This is a genomic window from Flavobacterium sp. HBTb2-11-1 (assembly GCF_009826975.1).
Lineage (GTDB): Bacteria > Bacteroidota > Bacteroidia > Flavobacteriales > Flavobacteriaceae > Flavobacterium.
The window spans coordinates 16079-33527 of record NZ_WUMO01000013.1 but is presented as its reverse complement, the minus strand read 5'-3'; the positions used below and the strand labels follow the sequence as shown (position 1 = coordinate 33527).

Here is a 17449-nt window from a genome sequence, read left to right as displayed (position 1 = left end):
ACCTTGCAGGAAATGTAGAAAACCATGCTCAACAAAGGTTTAAGAGACGAAGAAAAAATAAGAATTGATAACGTACTCAAAACGTTAAGAACTCTTGTTTATGTACCTTATCCTTTGAATGACTTACAAAAATCAGATCTTGAAAAGCAACTGAAAGAATTCGAATTGAACTTTGAAAGTTTGATCGATTATTCTAATGAAGATTTGACCACATTATTAATGCGACTTCATTTTGATTGGGAGCAATTGGAATTGTTTGCTGATATACTGATTGAACTTTCAAAAGACGAAAACTATAATTTTGAAGATAAGGCTTTGGCTCTTTATCAGTACATCCAATCAGAAAGCAAAGTATTTTCTTTTGGAATAAATTCGAAAATTTCATCTCTTAAAAACAAATAAAATGACTTTTACAGATTGGAAAACAGACCGAATTGAAAACATTCTTCCTGAGGAATTCTACAGGTTAATTGACAAGAATCGAAATCACATTGCCAAAACTTTTCCTGTCACGCTTTCCAATTCTGATACTCTAGAAAAAGCACAAAATTTTTTATCGCTAAGTTGCGATAAAGAGAAAAATAAAGTAGGTTTTCATTTTTATGCCCGAGATATCCAAACGAATAATTTGATTGGCTATCTGTGTATAAAAACAATCGATTATCACGTTTCTAAATGTGAATTTGGTTATTTTATTGATGAAGATTATCAGGGAAAAGGAATTACTTCAAAAATGGTTTCTAAAGCGCTTGACTTTTGTTTCAACGAATTAATACTGAACAAAGTTTTCATTTGCACTTCAGAAATCAACATCGCAAGCCAGAAAGTTGCATTAAAGCATAATTTCAAACAAGAAGGAATTTTAAGGGAGGAATTTAGAAATGGAGACGGCACTTTGCAAAACTCCGTTTACTTCGGACTTCTAAAATCAGAATATATAAAATCATGAAAGACAAATTTTACGCCTACATACAAAATTTACAAGACCAAATCGTAGCTGGATTAGAAGCTGTTGACGGAACTGCAAAATTCCGCGAAGACTTATGGAAACGTCCAGAAGGCGGTGGCGGAAGAACTCGTGTTATTGAAAACGGAGCAGTTTTCGAAAAAGGCGGTGTAAATATTTCAGCCGTTCACGGAAAACTTCCAGAAACCATGCAAAAAATGTTTGGCGTTGGCGAAGCCGATTTCTTTGCCTGCGGATTAAGTTTGGTTTTACATCCAAAAAACCCGATGGTTCCTACCGTACACGCTAATTGGCGATATTTTGAAATGTATGATGAAAAAGGAAATGTAATCGAACAATGGTTTGGAGGTGGACAGGATTTAACTCCTTACTATTTATTTGAAGAAGATGCAAAACACTTTCACCAAACGTGTAAAACAGCTTGCGACAAACACAATCCAGATTTTTATCCGAAATATAAAAAACAATGCGATTCGTATTTTTGGAATGCGCACCGTCACGAAGCTCGCGGTTTAGGAGGTTTATTCTTTGATTATTGTAAAGCAAATGAGCACCCAAGCGATAGCGAACAGGCGAAGCAAATGTCTATGGAAAACTGGTACGATTTTGTAACCGAAGTAGGAAATAGTTTTCTAGAAGCTTATGTGCCAATTGTAGAAAAAAGAAAAACGCTTCCATACACGCCAGAACAAAGAACTTGGCAAGAAATCCGTCGTGGCCGTTATGTGGAGTTCAATTTGGTTCATGACAAAGGAACTTTATTCGGTTTAAAAACCAACGGAAGAATCGAGAGTATTTTAATGAGTTTGCCTCCTCATGTTCAATGGGTTTACGACCATCATCCAGAACCGGGAAGCGAAGAAGAAAAATTAATTACTATATTGGCAAATCCGCGTGAGTGGATTTCATAATATAAATTTTATTGAACGCATAGAAACATAGATTTAAAGACCTATCTTAGAGGTGAATTAGAAAATCAAAAACTATGTTTCTATGCGTTTAAAACTAATTTACGCCCTATTCTTCATCAACATTTTTGGATGTTTTGCCCAAAACGATTCCATAAGAAACCCCTATTTCAAATCATACAACGATAAAATTACTGCCAGCATTTATTATCTGGATACTTCTAATAGTTTTCAGATTGCTTCAGATAACACCGAACCTAAAATATATGTTAATCTTATTCCGAATCGAAGAGAACAGATTGGTTTTAATATAAATTATAAGATTATTGATGTTACCATTGGTTTTGCACCTAAATTCCTTGGTAGAAATAAAGGTGATTCTAATTCCAAGCATTTTAATTTCAATACCCGTTTTTACTATAAAAAATGGATGCAGTCGTTTACCTTTATCAATCAAAAAGGATTTTATATTAGTGATGATAATATAACCGCTGAATTGCCGCACATGCGTACGACCAAAATTGGCGGATCGACTTCTTACGTTTTCAACGATAAATTCTCTTTTAAAACATTGGTTAGCCAAAACGAATGGCAGACTAAAAGTTCTGGAAGTTTCATTCCGTCATTTTCCTTTTATTATACCAATCTGGATTTAAATACTCCTGATTCGTCACCTGGAGATATGTATGTTTTAACCCTTGCTCCTTCTTATTTTTACAATTTCGTAATTAGTGATCGGGTTTTAATTGGCGCCGGACTTGCTTTGGGTGGCGGACTTAATATTATTGATAAAGAAACCTCAGCTTTATACCAAGCTGACTTCAATTTAAAACTAGCCTATAACAAAGACCGATTTTTTGGTTTTGCCAGCATCAACACAGTTGCTTTTGCACAAGATGACAAAGTAGATCCACGATTGAATGATAATATTTCTACTCTAAAATTGTCTGTCGGTTACCGATTTGATCCTCCGAAAAAAATAAAAGAAGTATACGATAAGGTCAATGAAAAAATTGGCCTTTGAGAAATCTTAATCTGAAATAAACCGAAAGCCCAACAAAAATGCTTAAATTACAGAGATTTACGAAAAACTAAAATTCATTATTATGGGAAATAGGAATACAGAACAATTAAATCTCATGCATTCTGGAAAAGGATTTATCGCAGCGCTTGACCAAAGCGGTGGCAGTACACCAAAAGCTTTATTGCAATATGGCATACAAGAAAATCAATATTCAAACGAAGAAGAAATGTACACGCTTGTACATGAAATGAGAACTAGAATTATTAAAAGTCCCGCTTTTGATAGCCAATATATTCTTGGTGCTATTTTGTTTGAAAATACAATGGATCGTAAAATCGATGGACAATGGACAGCCGATTATTTATGGGAGAAAAAACATATTATTCCTTTTCTGAAAGTAGATAAAGGGCTTGCGGATCTTGCGAACGGCGTGCAGCTGATGAAACCTATTTCTGGTTTTAACGAATTGCTAGATCGAGCAGTCGAACGAAATATTTTTGGTACTAAAATGCGATCTGTCATTAAAGAAGCCAATCCTGACGGAATACGAGATATTGTTGCACAGCAATTTGAAGTGGGAAAACAAATTTTCAGCAAAGGTTTAATTCCAATTATAGAACCTGAAGTTGATATTTATAGTCCTGATAAGGAAAAGTCGGAACAGATTCTGAAAGAAGAAATTCAAAAACAGCTTCATTTATTGGATAAAGATGTAAAAGTAATGCTGAAACTTTCGATTCCGACTGTCAACGATTTTTACCGTGAACTTATTTCAGATCCGCATGTGGTTCGTGTTGTAGCCCTTTCTGGCGGATATTCTCGTGAAGAAGCAAATCAAAAACTCTCACAAAACCACGGACTGATTGCCAGTTTTTCGAGAGCATTGTCTGAGGGACTTACTGCCGATCAATCGGATGAAGATTTTAATGCAGAATTACAAGAAACCGTTAAAGGCATTTATCAGGCTTCAATTACTTAGAAAACATAAAAAATCCCTGAAACATTCTCGTATCAGGGATTTTGTTTTTCAATTATTTAGAAGTCATTTCTTCGGCTAAATCTAATGTCTGCAGAATGATATTTTTATCAGACTTGAAAGAATTCAATTTAAAAACAAATTTCAATTTATTGTCAATTAGTTTTTTAGGAGATTCTATGGAAATATCTGAAAACTGAGATGAAATTTTAGTCATTCGATCCAATTCTGAACCTTTTGCATTTTTTCCAAATGTTTTTACGGTTTGCGCAATATCCAATTTTCCAGAAATGTAATTTTTGCTCAAGTCTTTCTTAGCATCTTTGGCAAAAGGTCCTTTTCCTGTTCCAAAATACTCTTTTGTATTGGCAACAATTACGACATCTTTCTCTTTCGTAATAAAAATATCGCCATACTCTTTCGTGCCTGTAATAATGAATGAATTTCCATTTGGAATCAGCACTTTTTTGCGAACGCCCAATTGCAATAATTTATCTCCAAAAGTCGGATGCGTTGAAGTGAAAATTACAGAAAAAAGCGGAATATCTTTTTTTACTTTTTCTTCGGTTATTTTTTCTTCATAATTCTCATCATAATCATACTTTTTAGTCATAACCTCAACTTCTTTCGTATCGTATAAAAAAGCGCTTAAATCGCCATCAAAAAGCTTTGCTGTCGCTTCTTCGTCAACAATTGTAGAAATCAGATCTGTAACAAGTGTAATGTCTTCTTTTGCAAATTTCGGATTCTGGAATAATTCAGTCATTAATGACGGAAAATTTTCAAGTGCCGCTTTTGTATTGGCGTGATATGAAATGTAACCTAATGCTTTTTCCGAAGGGAAATAATTGAAGATATTTTTGTTGATTTTTCTATTGCTAATTTTACTCACAACAGCTGCAATCTCTGCTGCATATTCAACCACTTCTTCAATTCGGGCATTATCATTATCAAAATAAAAATCCAGATTAATGCCTTTTACAAAATTTCCGAAATTCTTCTGCATAGGCAAGTATTTATCATAACCTCCAAATAATGCCAAAGGATAATTATACAACGAATAAAAACTAGACATCAATCCGCTGTAATTTACCCAAGTCGAAATATCTGCCGAAGCATTTATTTTTGAAAAACTTGGCGCAGTAAAACCATTTTCAAATAAGCCTTTTATAATTTCTCTTTGCTGCTCGGCTAGTTTTTTATCAAATTCTGCCTGCTCTGCGGTATATTCTTCATACGGATTTCCATCATATAAATAATCTTGTTCTACATTCTCTGCTGATCCTGCTGGTACGTCAGCTACCATTGGTTCATCACGCATTACAGAAGGTTCTGCTATTTTTGGAGGATTTGGCGCTTGTGGAACTTCATATCCTTGCGGTGCCTCTACTGCTGTTTCTTCATACGTTTCTGTTGCCACAATAGTATCGTTTAAAATTGGAGGTCCTCCAGGGGAATCATAAAACTTAGTAGGAAGCCTTTTTGTCAATTCAAATATGACTAAATAATTATCATTCCAGACAAATGATCTCTTTAAACCGCTTGGTGTAAAAACAGCATATTTTCCAAATTCTTCAATTGTACTGTTCTTTCCATTTGCTCCTTGTTTTTCAATCAGATATTGTCGCACAGCTTCTTTGTTTTTTATCGGAATAGTAACCTGATAAAACGGAACACTATCTAAGAAATTTCCATGAACCGTAATTTTTTGGTCTAATTGAATGATCGAAGTATATTGGCGAAGATCAAAATCAGGTTTTTTGCTAATGTATTTCGTCAATATCGGATGATTCAGCACTTCGTTTATGCTGACTTTTTTAGAAAGCTGATTTCCGTTAAACTGTACAAAATAGTCGTATTTGTCTGGACTGGCTTGTCCAAAAGTGAAATACGCGGCAAATAGAAAAATTAGAGTATAAAATTGCTTCATAAAAATTAAGGCGTTAATTGGATAGTATTGTTCATTAAGGTCGATTTCTTAAATACGCTGTACATACTTTGCTTTAAAAAAACCGTTTTTTTATTTTTTGAAATTTTGCTGTTTGCATTGTCTACAGCTAGAATATCTTTATCAAAAGTATAAATAGAAATAATGCTGGCTTCCTCCAGATCTTTCTTTTTTTTCGGGTCGTTTACCACTTTTTCCGGAACTGGATATGATGCAATTCTTTCAAAGGTTTTGCCGCTTCCGCTAAAGTGAATCTGATCACGCTGATTGTTGATTGTATTTACAACCGCATTTAATGCTTTTAGATTCGCATAATTGAGTTTAATGATAAAAACGTAATTCTGAAAATCCGTTTTGGTTGTTACATTCGAAATTCCGTCGATTTTTAAAGCTTTAGATTTAAAATCTTCCAATTTCTGTGTAATTTCTTGTTCGTTTGGAATTTTTACGCCATCAACTTCTTCCAGCCAAATAGCAGATTTGGTCTTGAACCAAGATTTCGAAAAGTCGATCATCAGCATATATTCACCACTTTGATCGTCGTGATGTTTGATTCTTTCTGTAATCTCAAAACAGCTTGTTAAGAGCATACAGCAAAATAAAGCGAGAATTTTCTTCATTTTACAAATTTAGATGGAATATTCTGAAAAACCATGCTTTAGTCCAAACAATAAAAATCAAAATTTTTAGATAATATTAACGGATTCTACAACAAGCTAAACGCCTTATTCTGTTCCTTTTTCTTTAACTTTGCGCCACTCATTAAAAAGTGAGACAAACTTCAAAAAAATAAAAAACAACTTCAATTTTAGAATAAGGGTTTATCAATCTGTTTCCAATTCAGCTTAAAAATCTGAAATCTAAAATCTAAAATCTAAATTTATATGTTCCCATTACAAAGAGGCAGAAGATTAAGAGTAAATGAATCGATTCGTTCTTTAGTACGTGAAACCAGTTTAAGTCCATCGGATTTTATGTTTCCAATGTTTATTGCTGAAGGAGAAAATGTAAAAGTCGAAATTCCGTCAATGCCGGGAATTTTCAGAAGATCTATAGATTTAACAGTTGAAGAAGTAAAAGAACTTTATGATTTAGGGATTCGCGCCGTAAATATTTATGTAAAAGTTAGCGAAAACCTGAAAGATAATACTGGTAAAGAAGCTTGGAATCCGAACGGATTAATGCAGCAAGCTATTCGTGCCATAAAAGCGGCTTGTCCAGAAATGATTGTTATGCCAGATGTGGCTTTAGACCCGTATTCAATTTACGGTCATGACGGAATTATAACAAATGGCGATGTAGAAAACGACAGCACAGTTGATGCTTTAGTAAAAATGGCCGTTTCGCACGCAGAAGCTGGTGCCGATTTTGTTGCGCCAAGTGATATGATGGACGGACGCGTTTTACGCCTTCGCGAAGGTTTAGATGCTGCCGGATTTCAGAATGTTGGAATCATGAGTTATTCAGCAAAATATGCTTCGGCTTTTTACGGTCCGTTTAGAGATGCTTTAGATTCTGCTCCAAAAGAAGCTGATGTTGTGGTTCCAAAAGACAAAAAAACATACCAAATGGATTATGCCAACCGCATCGAAGCCATTAAAGAAGCTTTATCAGACGTAGAAGAAGGTGCAGATATGGTTATGGTAAAACCAGGAATTGCTTATTTGGATATTGTTCGCGAAATAAAAAATACAGTTCATGTTCCCGTAACCGTTTATCAGGTTTCTGGAGAATATGCTATGATTAAAGCTGCATCTGAAAGAGGATGGCTTGATCACGATAAAATTATGATGGAACAACTAATGTGCATCAAACGTTCAGGCGCTAATCTTATTTCGACTTACTTCGCAAAAGAAGCTGCAATACTATTAAAAAAATAAGATGAAAAAGGTTTTATTTTTAGCTGCCGTTTTAGCATTTGCTTCTTGCAAAAAAGAAACTTCTGAGCCAACAAACGCAACAACCGAATCTGTTTCTGAAGGAGAATCGGCGAAAGCCAAAAGTCCAGAAGAACTAGGAAAACAAATATTTGAAAGCACAGGAAATTGTTTTGCTTGTCATCAGCCAGATCAAAAAGTGGTTGGACCAAGCATCAAAGAAATTGCCAAAATCTACAAAGCCAAAAATGGTGATATTGTTACTTTCCTAAAAGGAAATACAGAACCAATTGTTGACCCAAGTCAGTTTGAGGTTATGAAAACCAATTTTGCCATAACAAAGGCCATGTCTGATGAAGAATTAAAAGCAATTGAAGCATACATCTACAGTAATTTAAAGTAATTACAAGATGTTCCGTAGAAACATTTCATCGGTAGAAAATTATATTGGAAGCATTTACGTTCCGCAGAAACGTTTGATATGCTGAATGGTTAAAATTTATGTCAAAATCAACCGTTCCTACGGAACGGAAATAATCGGTGGTCAATTTTTTTTTCTAGCGATGAAATGTTCCTACGGAACATCTGTGATTTTCTCAAAATAATAACGCAAAAAGGGCGGTTCCGAAATTCGGAACCGCCCTTTTGCTTTGCTATTAAAATGAATTACCAGATTTTAACTCGTTTTTCTGGTTCAACGTACATTTTATCACCTTTCTTAATATCAAATGCTTTGTAGAAAGCATCAACATTCTGAATCGGCACATACGCTCTGTACATTCCCGGAGAGTGCGGATCTGTTTTTACTTGATTTTTGATTGCTTCATCTCTAGTTTTTGTTCTCCAAACCGTAGCCCAAGAAATAAAGAAACGCTGTTCTGGTGTAAATCCGTCAATTAAACCTGGATTTCCATGTTGTTTTAAATATAATTGCAGACCGTCAAATGCAGCGTTGATTCCGCCTAAATCTCCAATATTTTCACCCAATGTAAAATGACCATCAACATGAACTCCTGGCAATGGCTCAAGAGCACTGTATTGATTTGCTAAATCATTTCCTAAAGCTGTAAATTGTTTTAAATCATCTTCTGTCCACCAATCTACTAAATTTCCTTCGGCATTGTAACGCGCTCCAGAATCATCAAATCCGTGAGAAATCTCGTGTCCGATTACAGCGCCAATTCCACCATAGTTAACTGCTTCGTCAGCTTGGTAATTGTAGAAAGGCGGCTGTAAGATAGCTGCTGGGAATACAATTTCGTTATAAGATGGATTATAATACGCATTTACTGTTTGCGGAGACATATGCCATTCTGTTTTATCAACCGGTTTAGACAATTTATCTATGCTTTTCTTAAATCTCCATTGCGCTAAGTTTTTAGTATTTTCAAAATAGCTTCCTCCTTCTGCAATGCTTTTAATTTCTAAAGCCGAATAATCTTTCCATTTATCAGGATATCCCACTTTAATCGTGATTTTGTTCAGCTTTTCAATAGCTTTTGCTTTAGTGTCTTTAGACATCCAGCTCAAATTATTAATACGATTTTGGTAAGCTGTAATAACATTATGAATCATATCAATCGCTTTGGTTTTAGCTTCGGCTGGAAAAACTTTTTCTACATAAAGTTTTCCAAGAGCTTCACCAACATTTCCGTTAACCACATTAAGCGCTCTTTCCTCAGCTGGAAGCTGTTTTATTGCTCCTCTTAATGTTTTGCTGTAAAAATCGAAATTAGCATTGTCAATTTCTGTTGTCAGCTTGCCTGCATCGCCGTTGATCAAATCCCATTTCAGGTATTCTTTCCATTGTGCTACTTTATTTTCTTTGAAAACAGTTTCTAAAGCTGTCATATATTTAGGCTCAGAAACAATTACAGTTTCTAGTTTAGTAATTCCTAAACCAGCAAAATATTCGTTCCATTTAATAGCTGGAGTTAATTTTTGAAGTTCAGCAATAGTCATCGGGTTGTATTGCAAACGGCTGTCTCTTCTTTCAACTCTGTTTAACCTTGGTTTTGACAATTCTGTTTCAAGAGCTAGAACCTGAGCAGCACTTTGTTTTGCTTTTTCTGGAGATTCTCCAATAAACTGAAGCATTCTGGCAACATGCAGTTCATATTTTGCACGTTTTTCTTTAGAATCTTTATCCTCAGAAGTATAATAATCTTTATCAGGAAGTCCTAATTGGCTTGGACCCAAATTTACAGAGTTTTTAGAACTGTCTTTATCATCAGCTCCAATGTAAATTCCGAAAAAGCCCGCGTTTCCTTCTTTTTCCATTTCAACCAAATATTTCTGAACATCCGCAATATTTTTAATTGCCTCGATTTTTTTCAGATATGGTTTTAAAGGTTCGATTCCTTTCTTATTTCTTCCGATAGAATCTAAATAGGTGTTAAATAAATTAACTGCTTTGCCCTGATCTGTATTAGACTTATACTTCGGATTTTTTGAAGCTTCTTTTAAAACCTCCATCACATCCTTGTCTGTTCTTTTAATCAGTTCATTAAAACTTCCCCAAGTAGCGCGGTCGCTTGGAATTTCTGTTTTTTCGAGCCAAGCTCCATTTACATATTTGAAAAAATCTTGACTTGGGCTGATTTTCGTATCCATATATGATACATTAATACCTGGTTCTTTTGGCGCTTGTGCTTGAGCTGCAGTTATGGCAAACATTGCAGATATAACACCAAACACAGGTTTGGCTAATTGTTTTTTCATAAAAGTTTATAGTTTAATGGAAAATACAAACATATTGTTATTATTTCTAAAATTGTGTTAAAATTCAAACAGGAAATCCATTTATAAAAATAAATTTCACAAATCAGAACTATTATACAAATTTTATTAGTCTGCTATTTGATGTCAAAAGTTACAAAAGCCTGTTAAAAAAATAATTCAGTAAAGTTTTTAGAATCTGCTTTTTGTATTTTTGCGCCAAATTATTTTTATGAAATCGCTTTTATACAAATACCGCAAATTCTTTATTGTTTTAATAGTATTTTCGGTGGTTACGATATCTTTGTTTTACTCTGCATTGAAACCTAAAAAAACGCTTCCGATTTATAATCCAGCCGATGTAAATCCTGAATTGGTTGACAGTACAATTCAGTATAAAAGCAAATACCACACAATTGCCGATTTTTCTTTCATCAATCAGAATGGCGATACCATTACCCAGAAAAATTATGAAGGAAAAATTTACGTTGCCGATTTCTTCTTTACAACCTGCGGATCAATCTGCCCGAAAATGTCAACCAATTTAGTTGATGTTCAAAAAGCAGTTTTAAACAATCCAAAAGTGATGCTGCTATCGCATACCGTTTTTCCTGAAGTAGATAGCGTTTCTGTTTTAAAAGCTTACGCTATTAAATATGGTGTTGTAGACAGCAAATGGAATCTGGTTACAGGCGATAAAAAAGAAATCTACAAGATGGCCAGAAAATCGTATTTGGCTGTAAAAATGGGAAGACCAGATCAGCTTTATGATATGGTGCATACGGAGAATTTTGTTTTGGTCGATCAAAAGCGCCGCGTTAGAGGTTTTTATGACGGAACAAATAAAGAAGACGTAAAACGCCTTTTAGAAGATATCGAATTCCTTTCTCAAGAGTAAAATCCCTTATTTTTAGAAACATTTAGCATTTGTGGAAGTGTTAAATACCTTGAAATAAAGAATAATTGCCTACTTTTGCAATCTAAATTCAATCTAAATAAGCTTGCAAAATACAATACACACTCTGAAAAAAGGCGAAAAAGCCATTATCAAAGATTTTGATATCGATCTTATTCCACTTAAATTATTAGAAATGGGTTGTCTTCCTGGCAGTTTAGTTGAATTGTTGCAGGTGGCTCCTTTTGGTGATCCTTTATATTTAGATATTAACGGCTCTCATGTTGCAATCCGAATTGAAACCGCTCGTGAAATTGAAGTTGAACTTATCAAAACCAATTTGTAATGAGTGTTCAGAATATCAATGTTGCCCTTATCGGAAATCCAAATACCGGAAAAACCTCTGTTTTTAATCAATTAACTGGTCTTAACCAACAAGTTGGAAATTATCCTGGAATTACGGTTGAGAAAAAAATGGGCTTTTGCAAGCTGCCTAATAACATAAAAGCCAATATTCTAGATTTACCGGGAACGTACAGCTTGAACGCCAGTTCGATGGACGAAAGCGTTGTTATTGAACTTTTGCTAAATAAAAATGACAAGCTATATCCAGACGTTGCTGTTGTTGTAACTGACGTTGAAAATTTAAAAAGAAATTTACTGATTTACACTCAGATAAAAGACCTTGAAATCCCAACGATTTTGGTAATCAATATGTCGGATCGTATGGAGCGTAAAGGGATTTCTTTGGATATTCCATATTTAGAAGAAAAACTCAAAACAAAAATTGCTTTAGTTAGTTCGCGCAAAGGTTTAGGAATTGAAGAATTAAAAGAACTGATTGTTTCTTATAAAACTATCCCGCACGAACCTTGTTTGAATGCTTCTGTAATTGATGAAGAATATTTCAAAAAGTTGCAACATGCTTTTCCAAATCAATTATTGTACAAATTATGGCTTGTAATTACTCAGGATGTCAATTTTTTAAATTTAGAACGAAATGAAATTCGAAGCACTTTTACAAAATCGCATTCAGAATTAAAGCGATTACAACAGAAAGAAACCATAAAAAGATATCAGTTTATCAATGATGTTTTAAAAGAAGGTTTAAAGATTGACGCTTCGATGGCTAAAGATGTTCGTGCTAAATTGGATCGTGTCTTAACTCATAAAGTTTTTGGTTACGTTATTTTCTTTGCCATTTTATTTTTGATTTTCCAATCCATTTTCAGCTGGTCCACTATTCCGATGGATTTCATTGACAGCACTTTTGCCTCTTTGAGCAGCTGGGTTGCGGCAGAACTTCCAAGCGGCATTTTGACCGATTTGCTTTCTCAGGGAATTATTCCGGGTATTGGAGGAGTTATCATTTTCATTCCGCAGATTGCTTTCTTGTTTTTGTTTATTTCCATTTTAGAGGAAAGCGGTTATATGAGTCGTGTGGTTTTCTTGATGGATAAAATCATGCGCCGATTTGGACTTTCTGGAAAAAGTGTCGTGCCTTTAATTTCAGGAACTGCTTGTGCGATTCCAGCAATTATGGCAACTCGAAATATCGAAAACTGGAAAGAACGCCTTATTACGATCTTAGTAACGCCATTCACGACTTGTTCGGCGAGATTGCCTGTTTATGCGATTATTATATCATTGGTCATTCCGAGCAAAAGAGTTTTTGGAGTTCTGAATCTTCAAGGACTAACTCTTATGTCGTTATATATTTTAGGATTCTTTATGGCTATTTTATCCGCTTACATTTTAAATAAGGTTTTAAAACTGGAATCAAAAACCTATTTTGTTGTTGAAATGCCAAGTTATAAAATGCCGCTTTTCAAAAACGTCGGAATCAATGTGGTAGAAAAAACCAAAGCATTTGTTCTTGGTGCAGGTAAAATCATCTTAGCAATATCAGTCATTTTATGGTTCTTGGCTTCTTATGGCCCTGGAAAAGAATTTAATGAAGCTGAAACTATCGTTAAAGAAAGATTTGCCAGCACAACTTTAGACGAAACTCAATTTGAAAATGAAGTTAATTCTCAAAAATTAGAGAACTCTTATATCGGTTTAATGGGAAGAGCAATTGAACCTGTAATTCAGCCTTTGGGTTACGACTGGAAAATAGGAATTGCCTTAATCAGTTCGTTTGCAGCCCGCGAAGTTTTCGTAGGAACACTGGCCACTATATATAGTGTTGGAGATACAGATAACGAATCGACCATAAAAAGCAAAATGCAGGCAGAAGTTCGTCCAGACACAGGAGAAAAAGTATTTGACTTTGCAACTGGAATCTCTTTACTACTGTTTTATGCTTTTGCCATGCAATGTGCGAGTACATTGGCAATTACCAAAAAAGAAACCAATTCATGGAAATGGCCAGCAATGCAGCTAGTCTTCATGAGCGGTCTCGCTTATTTTACCGCATTAATTGCGTATCAACTTTTAAAATAAAAAGTTATGTTTCAAGAAATAATAGCCTTCGCCATATTAGGATTTGCAGTTGCTTTTTTGATCAAAAAGTTCTTCTTTAAATCGAAAAATAAAAAAGACTGCGGAGGTGGAACCGATTGCGGATGTTCGTAACATTAAGGTTCTAAGACGCTAAGGTTCTAAGATACTAAGACTAAAAGCTTCAAATAGATTTAATTTCTATTTGAAGCTTTTTTTATGATAAAAAATGTCGTATTCTGTTATTTTAAAAACCAAAATCACCTTTTTAGTATATTTTCTAAAACTATTTTTGTTTCCTAAATTTTATTTAAGATGACACCAGAAGATAGAATGGAAATAGTACGAGATAATAGAGTAGCTCGATTACTGTGGTTCGCGCTAGGGTTTTTCTGCGCGACAATTATTACTTATTTCATAATGAAAACCAATCATTAGTTTTTTCTCTGCTGTTTTAATCATATTTTTATCCTATTAAAACAGCAAAAAAGACTTTCAAATGAATCTAAAAACTCCTTTACTTTTCATTCTGTTTCTTTGTTTCTCACAGAGTGTAATTGGTCAAATAAAAACAGAGATAACGCAAAATCCCAACATTACATTTACCACTTCTGACGGAGTTCCTTTATTTTTGAAAGTCTCTGGAAAAGGAGAAGTCTGTATTTTTGTTCATGGCGGTCCTGGGGCATGGAGCAAATCTTTTGAAGAATTTGGCGGAAATGTTCTTGAAGACAAACTAACCATGTGCTATTATGATCAAAGAGGATGCGGTAGATCTGGATCTCCTGCAGATAATAATTACAGCATGGACAGAATGATTAATGACATTGAGGAAATCCGGACTCACCTCAAAACAGATAAGATATTTGTAATTGGACATTCTTTCGGAGGAATCTTAGCCACTAAATATGCTGAGAAATATCCACAACATGTAAAAGGTTTAATTCTGCTGAATGCTACACTTGATATCAACGATTCGCTTCTCAATCAAATTGCTTTCATGAGCAAAACTCTAGGAAAAGATTTCCCTGTAAAAGGCAAAGATTCCATATTAAATACTTTTTTTGAAGCTAAACAGCAAATTAAAAAAGCAGATCTTGATTATAAAATGTTATCTGACAATAGAGCAACTGTTGAAAAACTGGACAGCATTGATAATAGCGAAAAAAGAAACTCTTCTTTTGCTCAGCATGCATTGAGTGACCCATCATATTTTAGTGATTTTACTAAAGAAACAGCTACGATTAAAGTTCCAACGCTAGTAATCTCTGGAACAAAAGACAATAACATTGGTCCAGATCATTATCGTTTGTTTAAATTCCCAAATCAAGAAGTCAAAATTATTGATGGCGGACATATTTTGTATTACGAACAGAATAAGGAATTCAAAAACACTGTTCAGAAATTTGTTCAGAAAGTTAGATAGACTTATAACTAAAAAATAAGACGACGAGACTAAAAGAAAAATTGTCTTATTATAATGATTTAAAGACTTTTATTGGCATAATCATACCCTCTATAAAATTACTTTTGAAAATGTTTAAAATACATTCAAAATGACAAGGTTTGAAAAAAGAGAAATGGTTAGAAATAAATGCATTACAAGGTTATTGTGGTTTTCAATTGGATTTTTATGCGCTTTTATAATTATGTGTCTCTTAAGATCGCGATTATAAGTCATAAGTTTTTATAAAGAAAATCATCACCAAATAAAAAAAAACGGCTCTAATAGAGCCGTTTTAATTTTATATTCTGAAAAAAGTTTGGCCTTTCTAGATTAAAAAGAATCGAGATGAAATATTCAGATTGAAACTGAAAACTGAGATCGTAAACTGAGTACTACTTTACACCCTCCCACTCTGCATAAAATTGGGCAAGAAAAGCTTCCATAAAATGATGTCTTTCGGCAGCGATTTCTTTTCCTTTTGCTGTGTTCATTTTATCCTTTAAAAGTAAAAGCTTCTCGTAGAAATGATTGATTGTTGGAGCATTATTCTTTTTGTACTCTTCTTTTGTCATATTGGTTACAGGAGCAATTTCCGGATTGTATAAAGCTCTGTTTTTAAATCCGCCGTAATTAAAAGCTCTTGCAACGCCAATCGCACCAATAGCATCTAAGCGATCGGCATCTTGAACAACATCCAATTCGACAGAAGAGAATTTCTTTTCAAAATTTCCGCCTTTATAAGAGATATTTTCAATGATATTGACAACATGGGCAATTATATCCTCAGAAACATTTTCGGCTTCTAAAAACGTTCTTGCTGTTTTTGGTCCAATAGTTTCATCTCCGTTATGAAATTTACTATCGGCTATATCATGCAATAAGGCACCCAATTGTACAATCGTAAGATCACATTCTGTTTCTTTTGCAATCAGCAGCGCGTTTTTGTAAACTCGCTCAATATGAAACCAATCATGACCGCCCTCGGCATCATTTAATTTTTCTTTTACAAAAGCAATGGTTTTAATAATTAATGCTGAGTCGCTCATAAAGAGGTTTTTACGTTTTATAAAAAATGTTGATTGTCAAAGATTTTTAATCTTCAACAATCAACAAATATCTTTTAAAGCAACAATGTTGCTTTTTAAATTTCAATCTAAAAATTCCAAATTCCAATATAAAATCTGAAATCTACATTCTAAAATCTAAAATTTATAGTCTCGCTGGTTCAACCCATTTGAAGATGTGAGATTCTTTAGGAATCACAATTCTCTCAGAGATTTTTGCCATACGAGCTGGTAATTTCATTAAGTAATCACGCGCTTTTTCTGCTTCATCGCTCAAATTAGAAATTTTATCAATTTCCCATTTGCTGATTAATTTCTGCATGATCTCAACATAGTCGTTTGCAGTATACACTCCGATACGTTGAGCTGAATCAGAAAACTGTTCGAAAGCACTGCTGATTTTTTGACCAGATTCTCTTAAAAAGTGAGCCGGCATAACGATTTTCTGCTTCATCATGTATTGAAAAGCCAGCATCATTTCGCTCGGATCTACTTGGAAAATTCTAGTTACAAATTCGCTATATGCGTGATGGTGGCGCATTTCATCACCTGCAATCATTTTACACATTTTAGACAATTTGTTATCGCCAAATTTCTTAGCCATCTGCGCTACTCTATTGTGCGAAACATAAGTTGCTAATTCCTGAAAACTAGTATATACAAAGTTCTTGTACGGGTCAGTTCCAGTTCCAATATCAAAACCGTCGTTGATCAAGTGCTGTGTAGTCATTTCGATTTCACGCATATTCACACGACCAGACAAATACAAGTATTTATTTAAAAGATCACCGTGACGGTTTTCTTCTCCAGTCCATTGTCTTACCCACTTTGCCCAACCGTTTCCTTGGCCTTCTTCTTGCTGATCTATTCCCTCAACATCCATTAGCCATGACTCATATGTAGGCAATGCTTCCTCAGTGATGGTATCACCAACAAGCGTAACCCAGAAATCGTACGGAAGTTCTTTGGCAATCTCGCGTAATTCTTTTACCTCTTCAAAGAAATTTTCCCCTTGAGAATCTGGTAAGAAATCCGACGGCTGCCAAATTTTTTCCACTGGAATTAAATACTGTTCGACGAAGCTATCCACGTTTTTTTCCAAAAACTGCATTACTTCTAATCTAATGTTTTTTATAGACATTACTTATTATAGATTTGGGTTTTTCATTTTAGCTCGGACTAA

General features: G+C 34.3%; 17 protein-coding genes. 12 read left to right on the top strand and 5 right to left on the bottom strand.

Annotated elements, in window-relative coordinates; translation table 11 throughout:
• Nucleotides 1-24: 24 nt before the first annotated feature.
• The 5 genes from GR162_RS21110 (at nt 25) to GR162_RS21090 (ending at nt 3878) form a co-directional block, all read left to right on the top strand.
• On the top strand, nt 25-402 hold the full coding sequence (locus tag GR162_RS21110) for a hypothetical protein (protein ID WP_160783743.1): 378 nt from the start codon (nt 25-27) through the stop codon (nt 400-402).
• A gap of 1 nt (nt 403) precedes the next feature.
• Nucleotides 404-949, top strand: a complete 546-nt coding sequence (locus GR162_RS21105; RefSeq protein ID WP_160783742.1) for a GNAT family N-acetyltransferase — start codon at nt 404-406, stop codon at nt 947-949.
• Nucleotides 946-1878, top strand: coding sequence for an oxygen-dependent coproporphyrinogen oxidase (gene hemF, locus GR162_RS21100; RefSeq protein WP_160783741.1), 933 nt, complete (start codon nt 946-948; stop codon nt 1876-1878). The genes GR162_RS21105 and hemF overlap by 4 nt, the downstream gene beginning before the upstream one ends.
• Before the next feature lie 82 nt (nt 1879-1960).
• Nucleotides 1961-2899: a DUF4421 family protein gene (locus GR162_RS21095; RefSeq protein WP_160783740.1), complete on the top strand. Its 939-nt coding sequence runs from the start codon at nt 1961-1963 to the stop codon at nt 2897-2899.
• 82 nt (nt 2900-2981) lie between these two features.
• A complete protein-coding gene (locus GR162_RS21090; RefSeq protein WP_160783739.1) occupies nt 2982-3878 on the top strand; it encodes a fructose bisphosphate aldolase in 897 nt (298 codons plus the stop codon).
• Nucleotides 3879-3930: 52 nt separating this feature from the next.
• Here GR162_RS21090 and GR162_RS21085 read toward each other — a convergent pair whose 3' ends face one another.
• Together GR162_RS21085 and GR162_RS21080 are read right to left on the bottom strand one after the other, a co-directional pair.
• Nucleotides 3931-5805 carry a hypothetical protein gene (locus GR162_RS21085; RefSeq protein WP_160783738.1) on the bottom strand — a complete coding sequence of 625 codons (1875 nt, stop codon included), beginning with the start codon at nt 5803-5805 and terminating at the stop codon, nt 3931-3933.
• Between the two features lie 5 nt (nt 5806-5810).
• Complete coding sequence (locus GR162_RS21080) at nt 5811-6443, bottom strand: hypothetical protein (RefSeq protein ID WP_160783737.1); 633 nt, start codon at nt 6441-6443, stop codon at nt 5811-5813.
• Nucleotides 6444-6707: 264 nt separating this feature from the next.
• Here GR162_RS21080 and hemB point away from each other — a divergent pair, with 264 nt between their 5' ends.
• Both hemB and GR162_RS21070 read left to right on the top strand, forming a co-directional pair.
• The gene (gene hemB, locus GR162_RS21075) at nt 6708-7703 is read left to right on the top strand and encodes a porphobilinogen synthase (protein ID WP_160783736.1); all 996 of its coding nucleotides are present in this window, start codon (nt 6708-6710) and stop codon (nt 7701-7703) included.
• Nucleotide 7704: 1 nt separating this feature from the next.
• A complete protein-coding gene (locus GR162_RS21070; protein ID WP_160783735.1) occupies nt 7705-8103 on the top strand; it encodes a c-type cytochrome in 399 nt (132 codons plus the stop codon).
• A gap of 263 nt (nt 8104-8366) precedes the next feature.
• Here GR162_RS21070 and GR162_RS21065 read toward each other — a convergent pair whose 3' ends face one another.
• The gene (locus GR162_RS21065; protein ID WP_160783734.1) at nt 8367-10421 is read right to left on the bottom strand and encodes a M13 family metallopeptidase; all 2055 of its coding nucleotides are present in this window, start codon (nt 10419-10421) and stop codon (nt 8367-8369) included.
• A 229-nt stretch (nt 10422-10650) separates the two neighbouring features.
• On the opposite strand from GR162_RS21065, the gene GR162_RS21060 reads away from it, so the two are divergent.
• From GR162_RS21060 to GR162_RS21040, 5 genes are all read left to right on the top strand, one after another.
• On the top strand, nt 10651-11316 hold the full coding sequence (locus tag GR162_RS21060) for an SCO family protein (RefSeq protein WP_160783733.1): 666 nt from the start codon (nt 10651-10653) through the stop codon (nt 11314-11316).
• Between the two features lie 103 nt (nt 11317-11419).
• Nucleotides 11420-11659 carry a FeoA family protein gene (locus tag GR162_RS21055; RefSeq protein ID WP_008465698.1) on the top strand — a complete coding sequence of 80 codons (240 nt, stop codon included), beginning with the start codon at nt 11420-11422 and terminating at the stop codon, nt 11657-11659.
• Entirely contained in the window at nt 11659-13758 is a 2100-nt protein-coding gene (gene feoB, locus GR162_RS21050; protein ID WP_129747783.1) for a ferrous iron transport protein B, read from the top strand. The genes GR162_RS21055 and feoB overlap by 1 nt, the downstream gene beginning before the upstream one ends.
• Nucleotides 13759-13764: 6 nt before the next feature.
• Complete coding sequence (locus GR162_RS21045) at nt 13765-13890, top strand: FeoB-associated Cys-rich membrane protein (protein WP_160783732.1); 126 nt, start codon at nt 13765-13767, stop codon at nt 13888-13890.
• 364 nt (nt 13891-14254) lie between these two features.
• Entirely contained in the window at nt 14255-15181 is a 927-nt protein-coding gene (locus GR162_RS21040; RefSeq protein WP_160783731.1) for an alpha/beta fold hydrolase, read from the top strand.
• A 413-nt stretch (nt 15182-15594) separates the two neighbouring features.
• On the opposite strand, the gene GR162_RS21035 is transcribed toward GR162_RS21040, so the two are convergent.
• Nucleotides 15595-16248: an HD domain-containing protein gene (locus GR162_RS21035; protein WP_160783730.1), complete on the bottom strand. Its 654-nt coding sequence runs from the start codon at nt 16246-16248 to the stop codon at nt 15595-15597.
• Between the two features lie 163 nt (nt 16249-16411).
• On the bottom strand, nt 16412-17407 hold the full coding sequence (locus GR162_RS21030; RefSeq protein ID WP_160783729.1) for an acyl-ACP desaturase: 996 nt from the start codon (nt 17405-17407) through the stop codon (nt 16412-16414).
• Nucleotides 17408-17449 lie beyond the last annotated feature (42 nt).

Coding starts and splice junctions, on each gene's coding strand:
- GR162_RS21110 (WP_160783743.1), top strand. CDS start 25: ATGCTCAACAAAGGTTTAAGAGACGAAGAAAAAATAAGAATTGATAAC.
- GR162_RS21105 (WP_160783742.1), top strand. CDS start 404: ATGACTTTTACAGATTGGAAAACAGACCGAATTGAAAACATTCTTCCT.
- hemF (WP_160783741.1), top strand. CDS start 946: ATGAAAGACAAATTTTACGCCTACATACAAAATTTACAAGACCAAATC.
- GR162_RS21095 (WP_160783740.1), top strand. CDS start 1,961: ATGCGTTTAAAACTAATTTACGCCCTATTCTTCATCAACATTTTTGGA.
- GR162_RS21090 (WP_160783739.1), top strand. CDS start 2,982: ATGGGAAATAGGAATACAGAACAATTAAATCTCATGCATTCTGGAAAA.
- GR162_RS21085 (WP_160783738.1), bottom strand. CDS start 5,805: ATGAAGCAATTTTATACTCTAATTTTTCTATTTGCCGCGTATTTCACT.
- GR162_RS21080 (WP_160783737.1), bottom strand. CDS start 6,443: ATGAAGAAAATTCTCGCTTTATTTTGCTGTATGCTCTTAACAAGCTGT.
- hemB (WP_160783736.1), top strand. CDS start 6,708: ATGTTCCCATTACAAAGAGGCAGAAGATTAAGAGTAAATGAATCGATT.
- GR162_RS21070 (WP_160783735.1), top strand. CDS start 7,705: ATGAAAAAGGTTTTATTTTTAGCTGCCGTTTTAGCATTTGCTTCTTGC.
- GR162_RS21065 (WP_160783734.1), bottom strand. CDS start 10,421: ATGAAAAAACAATTAGCCAAACCTGTGTTTGGTGTTATATCTGCAATG.
- GR162_RS21060 (WP_160783733.1), top strand. CDS start 10,651: ATGAAATCGCTTTTATACAAATACCGCAAATTCTTTATTGTTTTAATA.
- feoB (WP_129747783.1), top strand. CDS start 11,659: ATGAGTGTTCAGAATATCAATGTTGCCCTTATCGGAAATCCAAATACC.
- GR162_RS21045 (WP_160783732.1), top strand. CDS start 13,765: ATGTTTCAAGAAATAATAGCCTTCGCCATATTAGGATTTGCAGTTGCT.
- GR162_RS21040 (WP_160783731.1), top strand. CDS start 14,255: ATGAATCTAAAAACTCCTTTACTTTTCATTCTGTTTCTTTGTTTCTCA.
- GR162_RS21035 (WP_160783730.1), bottom strand. CDS start 16,248: ATGAGCGACTCAGCATTAATTATTAAAACCATTGCTTTTGTAAAAGAA.
- GR162_RS21030 (WP_160783729.1), bottom strand. CDS start 17,407: ATGTCTATAAAAAACATTAGATTAGAAGTAATGCAGTTTTTGGAAAAA.